The following is a 14616-nucleotide window of genomic DNA, read 5'->3' as shown; positions in this document are numbered from 1 at the left end:
AACTCTGCCATATTGATTTATGAAGCAAAAATGTTTGAAAATTAATATTGGCTAATCATAAGGTTACATAACAGAACACAATGCAGAGTTTAGAATTATTAAACTAATTCCTAAACAAAGTTCGATGTGCTGTAACTGAGCAGAATGACATGAAAGAAGGCAAGTGGATGTTAAAACATAATTTTAAACAGAAAAATTACGCTAAATTACTTGCTTTGAGTGTCGGGCTCTCCGGAATTTCTGCGTTTTCCCAAGCCGCAGATGAGCAGTTTAACGATGCTTTACGTGCTGCGAATGCAGGCAATATTAGTTTATTACAACAATATCAATCATCCATGCAAAATGACGTTTTGGGCTATTATCCAGAATATTGGTTACTGAATAACAATTTGGCTTCACAACCTGCAAGTGCCATTATTAATTTTGCACAGCGCTATCCAAACTCGGCAATGGCAGAAAAATTAGCCGCAGATTATGTTGAAGAAAAAGTCAAACAAGCTGATTTCGCTACAGCACAGCCTGTCTTGCAATATGTGACTAATGCTGACCGTGCTGAAACATGTGCCATGGCTCAAGTCCGCGCAAAGTCGGGCGACCCTCTGGTTTACGCAGAATTTAAAGATGTATGGTTGACCACAAACTCACAACCTGACTCGTGTACGGGCTTGGGCCGTATGATGCTGTCGAGTCCTTTAATGACTCAAGATGACCGCCATCAACGGATGTGGGGACAGTTAAGAGCGGGTCAGTCAGGACAAGCGATTGCGACTGCGCAAACCATTGGCGTAAATATTAATTTGTCACAACTCAACACCATTCAAGCCAATCCACTGAATTATTTATGGTCTGCACCCAAAGCCACAGCTGAAGATCATGCATACCTGATTTATGCGATGGGTCGCTTGGCCGATAGCGACTTAAATGGTGCGATTTCTTCGGTGAAACGTGCAGCAGAAGGCACACCAGCCGATGTACAAAAAGCCCTATACCGTAGTGTCGGGTATATCGGTGGTACAACGGTAATGAAAAATAATTTCAACCGTGAAGTTCTAAATTATCTTGATTTGAGTTATGGACTGCCTTTTAGTGCAGAAGAAGCCGAGATTTATGCGCGACAAGCCATTCGTTTTGGCGCATGGGAAAGTGTCATTCGTGCAATTGATGCGATGAGCGTTTCGCAAAAGCAGGAAGACCGTTGGCAATATTGGTTAGCACGAGCCTCTGAACAACGTGGAGATGCCTCATCTAAACGTGCGGCTAAAGAAATTTATCGCAAGCTTGCCGTTGGCGATGATTACCATAATTTGTTAGCACGTGACAAAATTGGTCAGTCTTATAACAATATTCCGTCAAATGTGCAGCCTTCGTCACAAGATGCGCAGCGTCTCAGTCAGGATATTCACTTCCGTCGTGCCTTTGCATTGCGCAATATTAATGCATCTGACAGCTATATTAACCGTGAATGGAACTGGGCAGTGCGTCAAGCCTACTTAAAGCATGATGATGGCATGATTCTTGCCGCAGCTAAACGTGCAACCGATATGGGGTGGTATGATCGGGCGATTTATGCTGCAGATCGAACAACTAAACAGCACAATTATGCTTTACGCTATGCTATGCCGCATCAAAATTATGTGGTGAGTCATAGTCGTAATGCAGGTATTGACCCTGCATGGGCTTATGGCTTGATGCGTCAAGAAAGTCGGTTTGTTACTAGCGCACGTTCACATGTCGGTGCCGGTGGTTTAATGCAAATTATGCCAGACACCGCAAAATTGGTGGCTCGTCAGATGGGGGAGAGTTATAACCCCGCTGCATTAACGGATATGAATACCAATATCCGTTATGGCACTTTCTATTTATCGATGATTCAACGTCAATTGAGTAATAGTCCAGTATTAGCGACCGCAGGTTACAATGCGGGTCCAAATCGTGCTCGACGCTGGCAGCCTGAGTATCAAGCGATTGCAGCGGACCAATATACAGAATCGATTCCATTAACGGAAACTCGAGACTATGTAAAACATGTGATGACCAATGCAACCCATTACGGCCTTTTATTGGGTCAGGGACCGCAATCGATTGAAAAACGAATGCAAATGATTCCATTACGGAATGCGCAATAAGCATTAAAGCAACGCGCCTGTTTTAAGGCGCAATATGGGTAAATAATGAATGCCGAATTGAACATTAGACCTGTTTATCGAATACTGACATCACTGCTCATCGGCAGTGGTGCAGGCTTTGGTGTGTCTGTGCTTTCGGCAGCACCCGTGGTTAATGGCTATGTGATGGATGTGCAAATGGTGCCAGCTGTTTGCGCCTATGACCCTTTAAAAAGTAAAAAACGTAAATGTCTGGAAGGGTATTCACTCAATATCACGGGCCTATATCCAGAAACTTCTACCCGTGATTGCACCACCAATAGTTCAGCTAAACTTTCTCCGTTGCAAGCCAAAGTGGTTGCACGGATTATGCCTGATGAAAATGCTCGCGTGGCGCTTTGGCACACTACCGGCGGCTGTATCCCAATGAATGCTAGTCAGTATTTCAGAACCATTATTAATCATGCAGATAAGCTAAAAATTCCAGATGAATTGACTAGCCAAGAAACCCAATCCATTCAAGCCAATGTCTTGCGTAATAAAATGTTGCGTATGAACAGCGGATTGGTATCCCAAAGTATTGCATTTAACTGTATGCAAACCCGTGGTGGCAGCCTACTGACAGAGATTAAAATTTGCTATAAAAACAATGGTCAGTATAAAAGTTGCCCTACGACTATTGTCGGAAATTGTCCTGCAACTTTCATAATTAAAGGTTCTTTCTAAGCTTTTTTCGGCATTTTATTTATATTTCCTATCATACTTTTGTTGAAAAGCATTCTCTTTTACATGCAAGCGTCAAAAGATTGGAGTACAATCTTTGCCGTTTATGATTATTAAGATTAGATAGAACAGCTATTTAATCATTATGACCTTCCTCAATTGGAGATAATTACATGAAGCAAGCAGTTCGTGTTGCCGTTACTGGCGCAGCTGGTCAAATCGGTTATAGCTTATTATTCCGTATCGCAAGCGGTGAAATGTTGGGTAAAGACCAACCAGTTATCCTTCAATTATTAGAAATTCCAGTTGAGAAAGCTCAACAAGCGCTTAAAGGCGTAATGATGGAACTTGATGACTGCGCATTCCCTCTTTTAGAAGGTATGATCGGTACTGATGATCCTAAAGTTGCATTCAAAGATGCTGACTACGCTCTTCTTGTAGGTTCACGTCCACGTGGTCCTGGTATGGAACGTGCTGACCTTCTTAAAGTAAACGGTGAAATCTTCATCGGTCAAGGTAAAGCATTAAACGAAGTTGCTAGCCGTGACGTTAAAGTTCTTGTTGTAGGTAACCCTGCAAACACTAACGCTTACATCGCAATGAAATCTGCTCCAGATCTTCCAGCGAAAAACTTCACAGCAATGTTACGTCTTGACCACAACCGTGCGTTAACTCAACTTGCTCAAAAAGCGGGTGTTGCAGTTTCTGACATCGAAAACATGACAGTTTGGGGTAACCACTCTCCAACAATGTATGCTGACTACCGTTTTGCAAATGTAAACGGCGAAAGCTTAAAAGACAAAATCAACGATGCTGCTTGGAACAAAGACGTATTCCTTCCAACTGTTGGTAAACGTGGTGCTGCGATCATCGAAGCGCGTGGTCTTTCTTCTGCTGCTTCTGCTGCAAACGCTGCAATCGACCATATGCGCGATTGGGCTCTTGGCACAAACGGCAAATGGGTAACTATGGGTATTCCTTCTGACGGTTCTTATGGTATTCCTGAAGGCGTAATGTTCGGTTTCCCTGTAACTTGTGAAAATGGCGAATACAAAATCGTTCAAGGTCTTGAAATCGACGAATTCAGCCGTGAACGTATCAACGTCACTCTAAACGAGCTTGAAGAAGAACGTGCAGCAGTTGCTGACATGGTTAAATAATTTAATTTTTTAAATTAAATTATAAAAAAAAGCACTCCATTTGGGGTGCTTTTTTATGGCCTGCGAAAAATACCAAGCTTAAGTTTTGAACAAAAAATAACACGTTGAGATGTAGTTGCAACTGACAAAGTCAATTAAACAGATAACTATGAAGATGGAAGAAATGTTTTTGGCTTGAGGAGAACGGCAATGTTTGATCAACAACCGACGTTGGAACTATTTTTTGAACAATTGGGGTTAGATGCAAGTCCGGAAGGCATTGATCAATTTATCGAAACGCATCAAATCACCATGGATGTTCCATTGCATGAAGCGCCATTTTGGACGAAGTCACAGCGTGACTTCATTATCAGTCATTGGAAAAAAGATGATGACTGGGCCATAGTGGTCGATATTTTAAATGAACAATTGCATACAGAACATAAGCTTTCCGGATCATGCAAAATCTAAATACAATTTGAAACAACAAACCTAGTTTTAACGCTAGGTTTTTTTAGCTTCATCATATAAGTTAATTAAATAATAAATGACAGATTAGTTGATAAGGAGGGCGAGATGCTCAATCAAAATAAACCATCCTTAGCTTTATTGTTTTCTCAATTGGGGTTAGCTAGCAGTCCAGCTGCGATCGAGTTATACGTGCGTACGCATCAGCTTGCTGCAAGTGAAAATTTACATGATGCGCCGTTTTGGAATAAAGCGCAGCGTGATTTTCTAATCAGTCATTTAGTACAAGATGATGATTGGGCTATATGGATTGATGAGCTGAATCAACAGTTGCATATGGACGCATATAAGCTGCAGCCGGCATAGATTTCATTTTTCCACAAATAAAAAAACACCTCCTCAGAGGTGTTTTTTTATTTAGTGCAGTTTGCTTTGGCGTAACTCTGCAAACCAATCTTCTTGGCGATATGGATTAAATGCAGGATGCTCAAGTAATGTGGTAAGTTTGAATTCTTGAGATTTGCAGTACTTATTTAGCCAGTGGCGGGTTAACGCAGGTTCCTGTTTTACTGCAGAGGCATAGGCCAGGTAGAAGTAAATGTCGCCATGTTCAGCTTTGGACATCGGTTTCATAATCTGCTGGGTAATCAGGGCATAGCGCTGCTCTTGGGTAATTTCAAAAAATATCATATAAGCTTTGGCTAAATGTACAGACAAATTGATGTATAGCTCAATCGGCATTTCTTCAAATTCAATCCGGCTTTGCTCAAGTAGAACAATGGCTTCTTGCAGAAAATACACTTGTTCTTGATGGTTCTTACTTAAATTAACCAATTGCAGGCGTAAGTCTGCACGCTCAAGAGCAAGTTCAGGGCTGTTGCCTTGTAGAAATAATTGATCGGTTTCGCCAATACGCTGAATAATTTTATGACTGTTTTGACGCATCGGGTACATCCTCATCTATGAATGACTCATATATGAGGATAGTTTAAGGGATTTAAAGGAGGAATCTCGAATTACCACATCGAGTTGTCATTACGTAGCCAAGCCGTAATCGATAAACGTTGATGTTTAGCTTCGAGTACCTCGTGTAATAGGTCACTTTGGAATAACGCAATGCGATTTGGTTTAGGTTCTAAAATATGCCAAACATCATTCTTATCCTGTAAGCGCAATTCACCGCCCCAGTCGGCTTGCCAATATTCATGCAAATAATAAACCGCTGAAATGACACGTCCATTTTTGCCTTGAGGATTATCTTTGTGTAGTGCATAAAACTCACCTGCGTTATAACAAGCAAAATGTGCTTCGACTTCGTGAATGTTAGAAAAAAATGCGCGATTAAATTGTTCTGATAAATGTTCTAAGGCTTGAACGTGTTCTTGTGCGACATCTAATGTGTCGTTAATCCATAAAATATGATCACTTCTAATTTTACTGATGACTCCATTTTGTACGGCTGCATCCCTAAATTTATTTAAATTTGACATACATTCTTCAACAAGTGCATGTATATATTCAGCAGGATAAGCGTCATCAATAATGCTAAACCCGTGTTGATCTAAATCATCGAGGATTTGATCAACCGGCCAAGACTTTGGGAGAAAGGCTGTTTCCATATACGATCCATAAAGTTGTGGAAAAAAAGGTGACGTATTCTAGAGCAAGAATAGCATCGGAATGAAACTATTTTTCATGCTAAAATGTCCGTTGATATTAGGAATTAAAGAAACATGAATTACCGTCACCATTTCCATGCAGGCAACTTTGCCGACGTGATGAAGCACGTTTTGCTGCTTCAGTTATTAAGTCGATTGAATGCAAAAGATAAACCTTATCGCTATGTAGATACACATGGTGGTGCAGGTAAATATGATCTTTCGACCTCTGAAGCACAGAAATCAGGTGAGTTTTTAAATGGTATTCATCGTTTAGTTAAGCTCGATGATTCGATTAAACGCAATGCGCCTGAAGGTGTTCAACAATATTTAAAAGTTGTTGAAAAAATGCGTGAAAACTTTGGCAAAGGCGCTTATCCAGGCTCTCCGTGGTTCGCACTTGAAGGCATGCGTGAAACTGATAAGGCAACGATTTTTGAAATGCAGCGCGATGTATTCCAACAATTGCGCCACAATATTTTTGATAAACGTGCAGGCTTGCATGAGCGTGATGCTTACGAAGGTTTACTGGCTGTAATTCCACCAAAAGAAAAACGTGGTTTGGTCATGATTGACCCGCCTTACGAATTAGAACGTAAAGACTTTCCACAGCTTGTAGAATTGTTGGTGGCTGCTTATAAAAAATGGCCGACAGGCGTTTTTGCGGTATGGTATCCAATTAAAGACCGCGCGATGATTGAACGTTTTGAAAAGAAAATGTACAAAACCGGCATTCGTCGTCAGTTGGTTTGCGAAATTTGTGTATGGCCAGATGACACTCCAGTCGGACTAAATGGTTGTGGTTTATTGGTGATTAACCCACCTTGGAAATTCTCTGAAGATGCGGACGAAGCATTACAATGGTTGTTCCCACATCTTCGTATGAATGAAAATGGTGGTCATGCAGCCGTACGTTGGTTGGTTGGCGAATAATTTTAAACTTGAAAAAGAAAGGTCACAGTTAGGATCGAATAATGACAAATACAAATAAACCTGAGCGGGAAATTTCTTCAAAGGATGAAAATGCATTTGATGGCATTACATTTGAAGTTGAAGAAGAGGAGCATACCCATGAAGGGCATAAAGTGAAACGTCGTGGGATCTATCTGTGGCCAAACTTGATTACAACTGCTGCGTTGTTATCCGGCTTTTATTCAATAATTGCCAGTATGAATGGTGAGTTTCAACAAGCCATTTATGCCATTTTCCTTGCAGCATTATTTGATGGTTTGGATGGACGTGTCGCACGTGCTATCGGCGCACAAAGTCCTTTTGGTGAACAGTTTGACTCGTTGTCGGACTTGCTAGCATTTGGTGTTGCACCTGCCATTTTAATGTATAGCTGGAGTCTAAATGACTTAGGCCGTATTGGTCTGGCAGCATGTTTTGTTTACACCGCATGTGCAGCCTTCCGTTTGGCACGTTTTAACGTACAAATTGGGGTTGTCGATAAACGTTATTTTATTGGTGTTGCAAGTCCACTCGCAGCCGTTATGATTATTTCATTGGTATGGGTAGGTATGGATATCCCTGCGGTCTTCGACTTACGCGAAACAGGTATTCAGATTTTTAATGCGGTAGTGATTATTGCAGTGGGTCTATTGATGATCTCAAATGTAAAATACTATTCATTTAAAACTGTGGATCGTCGCCGTGTTCCATTTGCGGTGTTGCCAATCATAGTCTTCATTTTAGCTGCTGTAACGTATAATATTCCAATGGGTATTTTAATTATTTCAGTAATTTATGCATTGTCTGGCTTTGTCACAACCTTAATGGCAAAAAAGGCTGAAGCATGAGATAAAACATGAAATAAAAATGAAAAGGAGCTTGATATGCAGATATTTCAAGATTTCTTGGATCAATCAAGACGATTGAATCAAGCTCCAGATTTACAACATAAAAAAATAAATCTACATGCGCCGAATACGTCTTACCCTTCAGTCCATTATGGACTCTGTATACCGAATCTTCCTGCGCCCTTACATTATCTTAACTTTATAAGTTGGCTCGGTCAGCCTCAGATTCCCGCTTTTCAAAATCCTGTGTCCATTCAACAAGACGAACTCAATACAGCCACAGTATTGACCAGTGTGAGCGGTCATATGGTTGGGCAATTACAATCATATTCCATCAAAGACGACTGTAGTCTGAGTGATACCGTCTTTAAATTTAGAGATAAAGAGCAGATTGGTTGGGATGGAGCGGTATTTCAAATCCATCGAGAAGATACTGAACTCAGTTTAGATTTGTCCGTGCAAACTACCGATATTTCTTCGTGTTTAATTAAGTTGAGATTAGGTCTTGCTGAATATTGGTCGGTGATGTGCCAATGTGAAGGTCAAATCAAATTTCAGGGCCAGATGTATGATGTAAATCAGCTGGCGGTATTATCCTATGCACAAATACGCAAGTTCCCATATTTACCTTTAGCGTTTTATACCCATCAGGTGATTAACCTTAGTCGACAACGTCAAATTATCTTTATGCAAACGCGAGATCGTTATAACAATATTTTGAGTTCGCGTTTATATCTAAGAGATTTAAATCAGCAGCAAGTGTTCATGGCAGACCAAGGCGTGTTCTTTAAAGTCATGCGCGTTTATCCCGCTGTTAAAACCCCAAATTTGCAAAAAATGTATTTGCCACGTGAATTTGAATGGATTTACCAAAATGACAAAATGAAAATACATATACAAGCGCAGAGTCGTGGGGATTTTAAATTTGGACTCGGCGCTGGCTATGCAGGAAGCTTTAACTATCAAATTAAAATTAACGACGAAATCGAGTGTGGGGAGGGTGGCTACTGTGAATATGTCGATTGCCGAGCTTTAAAATGGCAAGAAAAGAATGAAAAAGATAAATTAACGGACAAATATGGAAATATCGTCCCTTTTATGCTCAAAAAATAGTAAAAAAAACTTAATTTAGTAGAATAAATAAACAAACGTAATGAAAAAATAAAAATAAATGGAAAAGGGTGTTGCGTTGGATCAGAAATGCTGTAGAATGCACATCCATCGGCGGTGATGAAGATTAAAACTTCTGATAAAACAATGACTTGGTTAAGTTGGGTTTTATTTTTTAAGTTTAAAAATAATTTGAATTACCAGTTGACTCTTTAGAAATAAAGAGTAATATAGCCGACCTAGCTTGCTGGTGACGAACCAACAAGAAGATCATTAAGAGATTATGAAGAACAACTTGTGTGGATTTTTACTGATTGATTGATCGAAATTATTTTCATTGATTGATGGTAGAAATTACTCGAAGTTTATTTGAGCAAATTTTTGTCAGTAATTGATGAGCCAAGATTGGTACACTATATGTACTATTGATTTTAAACTGAAGAGTTTGATCATGGCTCAGATTGAACGCTGGCGGCAGGCTTAACACATGCAAGTCGAGCGGGAATAGGTAGCTTGCTACCGATTTCTAGCGGCGGACGGGTGAGTAATGCTTAGGAATCTGCCTATTAGTGGGGGACAACATTTCGAAAGGGATGCTAATACCGCATACGTCCTACGGGAGAAAGCAGGGGATCTTCGGACCTTGCGCTAATAGATGAGCCTAAGTCGGATTAGCTAGTTGGTGGGGTAAAGGCCTACCAAGGCGACGATCTGTAGCGGGTCTGAGAGGATGATCCGCCACACTGGGACTGAGACACGGCCCAGACTCCTACGGGAGGCAGCAGTGGGGAATATTGGACAATGGGGGGAACCCTGATCCAGCCATGCCGCGTGTGTGAAGAAGGCCTTTTGGTTGTAAAGCACTTTAAGCGAGGAGGAGGCTACTTTGGTTAATACCTAGAGATAGTGGACGTTACTCGCAGAATAAGCACCGGCTAACTCTGTGCCAGCAGCCGCGGTAATACAGAGGGTGCGAGCGTTAATCGGATTTACTGGGCGTAAAGCGTGCGTAGGCGGCTTTTTAAGTCGGATGTGAAATCCCCGAGCTTAACTTGGGAATTGCATTCGATACTGGGAAGCTAGAGTATGGGAGAGGATGGTAGAATTCCAGGTGTAGCGGTGAAATGCGTAGAGATCTGGAGGAATACCGATGGCGAAGGCAGCCATCTGGCCTAATACTGACGCTGAGGCACGAAAGCATGGGGAGCAAACAGGATTAGATACCCTGGTAGTCCATGCCGTAAACGATGTCTACTAGCCGTTGGGGCCTTTGAGGCTTTAGTGGCGCAGCTAACGCGATAAGTAGACCGCCTGGGGAGTACGGTCGCAAGACTAAAACTCAAATGAATTGACGGGGGCCCGCACAAGCGGTGGAGCATGTGGTTTAATTCGATGCAACGCGAAGAACCTTACCTGGTCTTGACATAGTAAGAACTTTCCAGAGATGGATTGGTGCCTTCGGGAACTTACATACAGGTGCTGCATGGCTGTCGTCAGCTCGTGTCGTGAGATGTTGGGTTAAGTCCCGCAACGAGCGCAACCCTTTTCCTTATTTGCCATCGGGTTAAGCCGGGAACTTTAAGGATACTGCCAGTGACAAACTGGAGGAAGGCGGGGACGACGTCAAGTCATCATGGCCCTTACGACCAGGGCTACACACGTGCTACAATGGTCGGTACAAAGGGTTGCTACTCCGCGAGGAGATGCTAATCTCAAAAAGCCGATCGTAGTCCGGATTGGAGTCTGCAACTCGACTCCATGAAGTCGGAATCGCTAGTAATCGCGGATCAGAATGCCGCGGTGAATACGTTCCCGGGCCTTGTACACACCGCCCGTCACACCATGGGAGTTTGTTGCACCAGAAGTAGGTAGTCTAACCGTAAGGAGGACGCTTACCACGGTGTGGCCGATGACTGGGGTGAAGTCGTAACAAGGTAGCCGTAGGGGAACCTGCGGCTGGATCACCTCCTTAACGAAAGATTGACGATTGGTAAGAATCCACAACAAGTTGTTCTTCATGACGATGTATCTGAGGGTCTGTAGCTCAGTTGGTTAGAGCACACGCTTGATAAGCGTGGGGTCACAAGTTCAAGTCTTGTCAGACCCACCACTACTGACAAAGTACGGAAAATCAGAACATTGACTTATTGATAAGCTGGGGACTTAGCTTAGTTGGTAGAGCGCCTGCTTTGCACGCAGGAGGTCAGGAGTTCGACTCTCCTAGTCTCCACCATACATTCCTTCGGAATGTATAAAGAACGAAGCTAAAATAAACAATCAAACGATTGTTAGCTTAGTCCTTAAGCGATCAAGTGTTTAGGTTATAGAGCTTAGCAACAAAGTGGCGTATGATTCGCTCCATTGTTATTAAGCTCTGTGATTTATCACAGTTTCCTGACCTGACGAAGGCTGGAAAAAATCATTAACAGAATATATTTGAGTTGAAATAATTTGTTCATACTCGTTTGATTTAACCTAACAAGCAATTGTGAAAGTTGAATGAAATGAGTTACTAGCGAAATTAACTGAATCAAGCGTTTTGGTATATGAATCTAATTGAAGCTGTACAGTGCTTAAGTGCACGGAACAACGAACTGTGAGAGAAGCCAGTTTACTGGTGGATCTTGTTGCTACACTGACTTGTAGGTGTAACGACTGTTTGGGGTTGTATAGTCAAGTAATTAAGTGCATGTGGTGGATGCCTTGGCAGTCAGAGGCGATGAAAGACGTAATAGCCTGCGATAAGCTCCGGGGAGGCGGCAAATATCCTGTGATCCGGAGATTTCTGAATGGGGAAACCCACCCGCTATAAGGCGGGTATCATAAACTGAATACATAGGTTTATGAGGCGAACGAGGGGAAGTGAAACATCTCAGTACCCTTAGGAAAAGAAATCAATTGAGATTCCCTCAGTAGCGGCGAGCGAACGGGGAAAAGCCCATTAAGTTATCTAAGCTTTAGTGGAACGCTCTGGGAAGTGCGACCATAGTAGGTGATAGTCCTGTACACGAAAGGGCTTAGATAATGATGTCGAGTAGGGCGAGGCACGTGAAACCTTGTCTGAATATGGGGGGACCATCCTCCAAGGCTAAATACTCCTGACTGACCGATAGTGAACCAGTACCGTGAGGGAAAGGCGAAAAGAACCCCTGTGAGGGGAGTGAAATAGATCCTGAAACCGCATGCATACAAGCAGTGGGAGCCAACTTGTTTGGTGACTGCGTACCTTTTGTATAATGGGTCAGCGACTTACATTCAGTAGCAAGGTTAACCGATTAGGGGAGCCGTAGAGAAATCGAGTCTTAATAGGGCGTTTAGTTGCTGGGTGTAGACCCGAAACCGGGTGATCTATCCATGAGCAGGTTGAAGGTTGGGTAACACTAACTGGAGGACCGAACCCACTGTCGTTGAAAAGCCAGGGGATGACTTGTGGATAGGGGTGAAAGGCTAATCAAACTCGGTGATAGCTGGTTCTCCCCGAAAGCTATTTAGGTAGCGCCTCGGACGAATACCATTGGGGGTAGAGCACTGTTTCGGCTAGGGGGTCATCCCGACTTACCAAACCGATGCAAACTCCGAATACCAATGAGTACTATCCGGGAGACAGACTGCGGGTGCTAACGTCCGTAGTCAAGAGGAAAACAATCCAGACCGCCAGCTAAGGCCCCAAAATTATAGTTAAGTGGGAAACGATGTGGGAAGGCATAGACAGCTAGGAGGTTGGCTTAGAAGCAGCCACCCTTTAAAGAAAGCGTAATAGCTCACTAGTCGAGTCGGCCTGCGCGGAAGATGTAACGGGGCTAAAACTATATGCCGAAGCTGCGGATTTACACATTAGTGTAAGTGGTAGGGGAGCGTTCTGTAAGCCGATGAAGGTGGATTGAGAAGTCTGCTGGAGGTATCAGAAGTGCGAATGCTGACGTGAGTAACGACAAAACGGGTGAAAAACCCGTTCGCTGAAAGACCAAGGGTTCCAGTCCAACGTTAATCGGGGCTGGGTGAGTCGACCCCTAAGGCGAGGCCGAGAGGCGTAGTCGATGGGAAATTGGTTAATATTCCAATACTTCAGTGTAATGCGATGAGAGGACGGAGAAGGTTAAGTCAGCCTGGCGTTGGTTGTCCAGGTGAAAGGAAGTAGGCATGTATCTTAGGCAAATCCGGGGTACTCTATGCTGAGATCTGACAGCAAGCTGTACTTGTACAGTGAAGTGGCTGATACCATACTTCCAGGAAAAGTCTCTAAGCTTCAGTTACACTGGAATCGTACCCGAAACCGACACAGGTGGTCAGGTCGAGTAGACCAAAGCGCTTGAGAGAACTCTGCTGAAGGAACTAGGCAAAATGGTACCGTAACTTCGGGAGAAGGTACGCTGCTTTTGGTGATGGAACTTGCTTCCTGAGCTGAGAGCAGCCACAGAAACCAGGCCCCTGCAACTGTTTATTAAAAACATAGCACTCTGCAAACACGAAAGTGGACGTATAGGGTGTGATGCCTGCCCGGTGCTGGAAGGTTAATTGATGGGGTTAGCGTAAGCGAAGCTCTTGATCGAAGCCCCAGTAAACGGCGGCCGTAACTATAACGGTCCTAAGGTAGCGAAATTCCTTGTCGGGTAAGTTCCGACCTGCACGAATGGCATAATGATGGGGGCGCTGTCTCCAGCAGAGGCTCAGTGAAATCGAAATCGCCGTGAAGATGCGGTGTACCCGCGGCTAGACGGAAAGACCCCGTGAACCTTTACTGCAGCTTGACATTGAACTTTGATCTTACTTGTGTAGGATAGGTGGGAGGCTTTGAAACCGAGACGCTAGTTTCGGTGGAGCCAATCTTGAAATACCACCCTGGTAATATTGAGGTTCTAACTCTGTCCCGTTATCCGGGACGAGGACCATGTCTGGTGGGTAGTTTGACTGGGGCGGTCTCCTCCTAAAGAGTAACGGAGGAGTACGAAGGTGCGCTCAGCGTGGTCGGAAATCACGCGTAGAGTATAAAGGCAAAAGCGCGCTTAACTGCGAGACCCACAAGTCGAGCAGGTACGAAAGTAGGTCTTAGTGATCCGGTGGTTCTGTATGGAAGGGCCATCGCTCAACGGATAAAAGGTACTCTGGGGATAACAGGCTGATACCGCCCAAGAGTTCATATCGACGGCGGTGTTTGGCACCTCGATGTCGGCTCATCTCATCCTGGGGCTGAAGCAGGTCCCAAGGGTATGGCTGTTCGCCATTTAAAGAGGTACGCGAGCTGGGTTTAGAACGTCGTGAGACAGTTCGGTCCCTATCTACCGTGGGCGCTGGAAATTTGAGAGGATCTGCTCCTAGTACGAGAGGACCAGAGTGGACGAACCTCTGGTGTACCGGTTGTGACGCCAGTCGCATCGCCGGGTAGCTATGTTCGGAAGGGATAACCGCTGAAAGCATCTAAGCGGGAAGCCTACCTCAAGATAAGATTTCCCTTGGACTTTATGTCCACTAAAGAGCCGTTGAAGACTACGACGTTGATAGGTTGGATGTGGAAGTGCGGTGACGCATGAAGCTGACCAATACTAATTGCTCGTGAGGCTTGACTATACAACACCCAAACAGTTGTATGTAAAGCATCAATTGATTCACATATAAT

10 protein-coding genes, 2 tRNA genes and 2 rRNA genes are annotated in these 14616 nt (G+C 43.5%); 12 read left to right on the top strand and 2 right to left on the bottom strand.

Annotation, left to right across the window (positions count from 1 at the left end; genetic code table 11):
- The first annotated feature begins 149 nt into the window (after positions 1 to 149).
- The 5 genes from G0029_RS13355 to G0029_RS13335 all read left to right on the top strand — a co-directional run bounded on the left by G0029_RS13355 (position 150) and on the right by G0029_RS13335 (position 4801).
- The gene (locus G0029_RS13355; protein ID WP_180106956.1) at positions 150 to 2126 is read left to right on the top strand and encodes a lytic transglycosylase domain-containing protein; all 1977 of its coding nucleotides are present in this window, start codon (positions 150 to 152) and stop codon (positions 2124 to 2126) included.
- 45 nt (positions 2127 to 2171) lie between these two features.
- Positions 2172 to 2831 (top strand): ribonuclease I, encoded by a 660-nt coding sequence (locus G0029_RS13350; RefSeq protein ID WP_180106958.1) that lies wholly within the window; start codon positions 2172 to 2174, stop codon positions 2829 to 2831.
- 170 nt (positions 2832 to 3001) lie between these two features.
- Positions 3002 to 3988 (top strand): malate dehydrogenase, encoded by a 987-nt coding sequence (locus G0029_RS13345; protein WP_180106960.1) that lies wholly within the window; start codon positions 3002 to 3004, stop codon positions 3986 to 3988.
- 189 nt (positions 3989 to 4177) lie between these two features.
- Positions 4178 to 4438, top strand: a complete 261-nt coding sequence (locus G0029_RS13340) for a DUF2789 family protein (protein ID WP_078192425.1) — start codon at positions 4178 to 4180, stop codon at positions 4436 to 4438.
- 105 nt (positions 4439 to 4543) lie between these two features.
- Positions 4544 to 4801: a DUF2789 family protein gene (locus G0029_RS13335; RefSeq protein ID WP_078189234.1), complete on the top strand. Its 258-nt coding sequence runs from the start codon at positions 4544 to 4546 to the stop codon at positions 4799 to 4801.
- 51 nt (positions 4802 to 4852) lie between these two features.
- Here G0029_RS13335 and G0029_RS13330 read toward each other — a convergent pair whose 3' ends face one another.
- Positions 4853 to 5380: a hypothetical protein gene (locus tag G0029_RS13330; protein WP_180035684.1), complete on the bottom strand. Its 528-nt coding sequence runs from the start codon at positions 5378 to 5380 to the stop codon at positions 4853 to 4855.
- Positions 5381 to 5451: 71 nt separating this feature from the next.
- The gene (locus G0029_RS13325; RefSeq protein ID WP_111885952.1) at positions 5452 to 6054 is read right to left on the bottom strand and encodes a 2OG-Fe(II) oxygenase; all 603 of its coding nucleotides are present in this window, start codon (positions 6052 to 6054) and stop codon (positions 5452 to 5454) included.
- Positions 6055 to 6168: 114 nt separating this feature from the next.
- Here G0029_RS13325 and G0029_RS13320 point away from each other — a divergent pair, with 114 nt between their 5' ends.
- From G0029_RS13320 to G0029_RS13290, 7 genes are all read left to right on the top strand, one after another.
- Positions 6169 to 7026: a 23S rRNA (adenine(2030)-N(6))-methyltransferase RlmJ gene (locus tag G0029_RS13320; RefSeq protein ID WP_180106962.1), complete on the top strand. Its 858-nt coding sequence runs from the start codon at positions 6169 to 6171 to the stop codon at positions 7024 to 7026.
- A 41-nt stretch (positions 7027 to 7067) separates the two neighbouring features.
- The gene (gene pssA, locus G0029_RS13315) at positions 7068 to 7892 is read left to right on the top strand and encodes a CDP-diacylglycerol--serine O-phosphatidyltransferase (RefSeq protein WP_078192422.1); all 825 of its coding nucleotides are present in this window, start codon (positions 7068 to 7070) and stop codon (positions 7890 to 7892) included.
- 36 nt (positions 7893 to 7928) lie between these two features.
- Positions 7929 to 9005, top strand: a complete 1077-nt coding sequence (locus G0029_RS13310) for a DUF6670 family protein (protein ID WP_180109833.1) — start codon at positions 7929 to 7931, stop codon at positions 9003 to 9005.
- A gap of 430 nt (positions 9006 to 9435) precedes the next feature.
- Positions 9436 to 10974, top strand: a 16S ribosomal RNA gene (locus G0029_RS13305).
- Positions 10975 to 11035: 61 nt separating this feature from the next.
- A tRNA-Ile gene (locus tag G0029_RS13300) sits at positions 11036 to 11112 on the top strand.
- Between the two features lie 47 nt (positions 11113 to 11159).
- Positions 11160 to 11235: transfer RNA gene (locus G0029_RS13295), tRNA-Ala, on the top strand.
- Between the two features lie 438 nt (positions 11236 to 11673).
- Positions 11674 to 14567, top strand: a 23S ribosomal RNA gene (locus G0029_RS13290).
- Together the 16S and 23S rRNA genes with 2 tRNA genes alongside form the textbook arrangement of a ribosomal RNA operon.
- Positions 14568 to 14616 lie beyond the last annotated feature (49 nt).

It is taken from the genome of Acinetobacter sp. YH12138, from assembly GCF_015218525.1.
Taxonomy (GTDB): Bacteria; Pseudomonadota; Gammaproteobacteria; order Pseudomonadales; family Moraxellaceae; genus Acinetobacter; species Acinetobacter amyesii.
The sequence above is the reverse complement of the archived record's forward strand: the minus strand, read 5'-3'. Positions and strand labels throughout refer to the sequence as shown.

What these genes read in the sequence shown, in the direction of transcription:
- G0029_RS13325 (WP_111885952.1), bottom strand. Translation starts at nt 6,054, where the DNA reads ATGGAAACAGCCTTTCTCCCAAAGTCTTGGCCGGTTGATCAAATCCTC.
- G0029_RS13320 (WP_180106962.1), top strand. Translation starts at nt 6,169, where the DNA reads ATGAATTACCGTCACCATTTCCATGCAGGCAACTTTGCCGACGTGATG.
- G0029_RS13355 (WP_180106956.1), top strand. Translation starts at nt 150, where the DNA reads ATGAAAGAAGGCAAGTGGATGTTAAAACATAATTTTAAACAGAAAAAT.
- pssA (WP_078192422.1), top strand. Translation starts at nt 7,068, where the DNA reads ATGACAAATACAAATAAACCTGAGCGGGAAATTTCTTCAAAGGATGAA.
- G0029_RS13310 (WP_180109833.1), top strand. Translation starts at nt 7,929, where the DNA reads ATGCAGATATTTCAAGATTTCTTGGATCAATCAAGACGATTGAATCAA.
- G0029_RS13350 (WP_180106958.1), top strand. Translation starts at nt 2,172, where the DNA reads ATGAATGCCGAATTGAACATTAGACCTGTTTATCGAATACTGACATCA.
- G0029_RS13340 (WP_078192425.1), top strand. Translation starts at nt 4,178, where the DNA reads ATGTTTGATCAACAACCGACGTTGGAACTATTTTTTGAACAATTGGGG.
- G0029_RS13345 (WP_180106960.1), top strand. Translation starts at nt 3,002, where the DNA reads ATGAAGCAAGCAGTTCGTGTTGCCGTTACTGGCGCAGCTGGTCAAATC.
- G0029_RS13330 (WP_180035684.1), bottom strand. Translation starts at nt 5,380, where the DNA reads ATGCGTCAAAACAGTCATAAAATTATTCAGCGTATTGGCGAAACCGAT.
- G0029_RS13335 (WP_078189234.1), top strand. Translation starts at nt 4,544, where the DNA reads ATGCTCAATCAAAATAAACCATCCTTAGCTTTATTGTTTTCTCAATTG.